Origin of the sequence: Peptostreptococcus russellii, assembly GCF_003012055.1 — a bacterium.
Lineage (GTDB): Bacteria > Bacillota > Clostridia > Peptostreptococcales > Peptostreptococcaceae > Peptostreptococcus > Peptostreptococcus russellii.
This window is the reverse complement of record NZ_JYGE01000009.1, coordinates 1-3030: the sequence shown is the minus strand read 5'-3', so window position 1 is coordinate 3030 and position 3030 is coordinate 1. Positions and strand designations below refer to the sequence as shown.

General features: G+C 28.9%; 2 protein-coding genes and 2 rRNA genes. 3 read left to right on the top strand and 1 reads right to left on the bottom strand.

Features of this window, described 5'->3' with window-relative positions; translation table 11 throughout:
* The 3 genes from UF10_RS09075 to UF10_RS09065 form a co-directional block, all read left to right on the top strand.
* Positions 1-223: ribosomal RNA gene (locus UF10_RS09075) — 23S ribosomal RNA — on the top strand; the annotation flags it as partial.
* Positions 224-290: 67 nt separating this feature from the next.
* A 5S ribosomal RNA gene (gene rrf / locus UF10_RS09070) occupies positions 291-407 on the top strand.
* A 308-nt stretch (positions 408-715) separates the two neighbouring features.
* A complete protein-coding gene (locus UF10_RS09065) occupies positions 716-1237 on the top strand; it encodes an HdeD family acid-resistance protein (protein WP_106777488.1) in 522 nt (173 codons plus the stop codon).
* Positions 1238-1599: 362 nt separating this feature from the next.
* On the opposite strand, the gene UF10_RS09060 is transcribed toward UF10_RS09065, so the two are convergent.
* Positions 1600-2247, bottom strand: coding sequence for a GNAT family N-acetyltransferase (locus UF10_RS09060; protein ID WP_106777487.1), 648 nt, complete (start codon positions 2245-2247; stop codon positions 1600-1602).
* Positions 2248-3030 lie beyond the last annotated feature (783 nt).

Here is a 3030-nt window from a genome sequence, read left to right as displayed (position 1 = left end):
GGACATACCTCTGGTGTACCAGTTGTCCTGCCAAGGGCATAGCTGGGTAGCTATGTATGGAAAGAATAAGCGCTGAAAGCATCTAAGCGCGAAGTCCACTTCAAGATAAGATTTCCCACCGTAAGGTTAAGATCCCAGGAAGACTACCTGGTTGATAGGTCAAAGGTGTAAGTGCAGTAATGTATGTAGCTTATTGATACTAATAGATCGAGGACTTGACCAATAAATACGATGGACGTCAAAGTTTACTAAATATACTCAGTTTTGAAGGTACAAACTTCAATTAAATATGTGGTTATTATAGCAGAGAGGATACACCTGTTCCCATACCGAACACAGAAGTTAAGCTCTCCAGCGCCAAAGGTACTTGGTGGGAAACTGCCTGGGAGAGTAGGAAGTAGCCACGTAATAAGCTCTAGCATTTATGCTAGGGCTTTTTTATGTAAAAATAATTATATTTAAAATCTCAAGAGTACTTTACCATTCCCATAGAAAATAGAGTATGTAAGGGATAGAGTAAAATTTCATAAAAAAGTAATATAAATATAAAAATAAGTAGATTAGAGTGAAGGCATTTATCAGAAAAAGCTATCAAAAGATTGGAGAATTCTGTAAACAGAAACGTTAATTTATTAAAAGTCAATAAATGGGTATATATATAATATAGACATTATAATAGATAATATATATTTGAAATTTGATAAGGAGGTAGCTTATGAGAGAAGGTTTAAAGAAAGCTAGATGGATTTCATTAATAATAGGTATATTGCTTATTATTACAGGTGTAATATTCTTTACAAATCCTGTAGGCTCATTAATTTCTTTGGCATATTTAATTGCATATATGTTTATGGCTACAGGTATATTAAGAGTAATAAGATACTTTACGGGCTCTATATTTAGATCAGGGTCATTTTTAATCCTATCTATCCTAGATATATTACTTGGTATTGCGATGTTATATACACAACCATTTACAGCTATTACATTAGCTATGTTTTTAGGATTCTGGGAGATGTTTACGGGTATCTCTGAGATAGCAATCTCAATAGACTTAAAGCAAATAGAAATGCCTAGATGGTGGCTAGGAATCATATCAGGTGTACTTGGTATAGTTCTAGGTGTTATGATTATAAAAACACCTGCACTATCATCACTGTTTATAGCTATTTATGCAATTATATATGGATTGACATTTGTATCTACATTCTTTGCTTTGAGAAAATTTAAAGAATAAGTTAAAGAAAAAGCCAGTTGTAAGCAGCTGGCTTTTTTTATTTTACAGAGATCTATAAAATTGAAGATTTGGATATAGTTTTAATTTAAAAGGACTGACTTAATAAATATTAGTAAGCTATAAAGTTGTAAATATAGGATTAATATCGATTAATTAGACTCTAAAATATATAGTAGACTCTAATTATTATATATTAAAGACATAAGCTAGCAAGCTAATAATTTATTAGCAGTCTATAAATATATAATTAGCATAGACTAGTGTAGATCATATGCTTCAATATAATAGTAGCTGCTAAGTCAGTATATATTATTAAATTCTAAATACATAAGTGATTACATAGTTAGTATATACTTGTAGTTTTAAACATCCAGCACTGCACCTTTAAAAGAAAAATCATATATAAAGAATGTGGAATCTTGATTTGAGTTATAGAAATCAAAAAAAGTTTTTTCTTCATTATTTTTCTTCATACCCAAGTGGTCATAGAATTTAAAGTTACAGCTAGTATCTGTAAATAGGAAAAAATCTTCTAGGCTATTTGATTCCATATAGGATTTTGCCATTTCAAAGAGTGATTTACCGATTCCAAGTCCCCTATATTCCGAGTTCATCGCAAAGAAAGCAAGCTCAGCTGAATAGGGCTTTCCACTATTTTTTAAAAGCAGATCGTCGATTTCTCTTACTTTTTCAAATACAGCTAGAGCCTCTCTGCCCTTTTTACTTCTTTTAATTGAAATAAGTGAATGTAGTAATTTTAATCTATACTTTAGTGGAGATTTATGGTTTTTTATATTCTTTGCCATAATCACACCCAGAACCTCTCCATCCATTTCTGCAACCTGTGTGTATGTTTGATTACACAAGCAGCTAAAAAGAAATACTTCAGATAATAGTTTTGAAACTCTATCATCACAAAATTTATCATAATTCCAAGTTTTTCTAATAATCTTTTCTATTTTTTTCTCATCTTGATCTCTATATTCTCTAAATGTTACCTCTTTTTTCATAATTTAATTCCTCCAAAATAAGATTATAGCACGATAAGATTATATAGTATAGAAATACTTAATAGGAATAAAAAGTAAATATTTTAGGAGAGTGAATATACAAGATATAGCAAAAATAGAGTAAAGAAAAAACTATGGAAGTAATCAGATGGCTTTAAAAAGTAAATAAGAAAATAGGAAGAGTAAATAAAAAATTAAAAAACATATAAGTTTAGTAAAGCTAGGGTAAGTATGGTGTAGAATAATAAGGAGAAGAATACAAGCAATAGCAGGAAATTAAAGTATAAAGTATGAAAGCAATAAAACTATTAAAGTATATAGTAGTGCTACTAAAAAAGATGGTGGCTATTTAAGTAGAAAGAAGAGAACTTGCTTCTAGAGCCTTAAAAAGTTTTGAGATATCAAGTTATTGCTATATAAAGTATAAAAAGCCTTTTATTGTATAAAAAAAGAAAGTAAGAAGATTTATTTTTAAAATAATATTAAAAAAAGCTTGCAATTTATATAATATAGTGGTATATTATTACTTGTCCTTAAGAAAAGGGCACTAACAATTTTAAAAAGATTAAATACTTAATAAAAATAAAAATAAAAAAGTATTGACAAAAGCTTTTAAAAATGTTACTATAAATAAGTCGTCAAAACACGACACACAATGAACTTTGAAAATTGAACAGCAGGTTAATTCAATAAAGCTTTTTAAATAAAGCATTTGAAATTAACTGTTTAAACAAGCAAACTTGTTTAAACCACAAACAAACCAAGCCAGATATTTCGAGATAA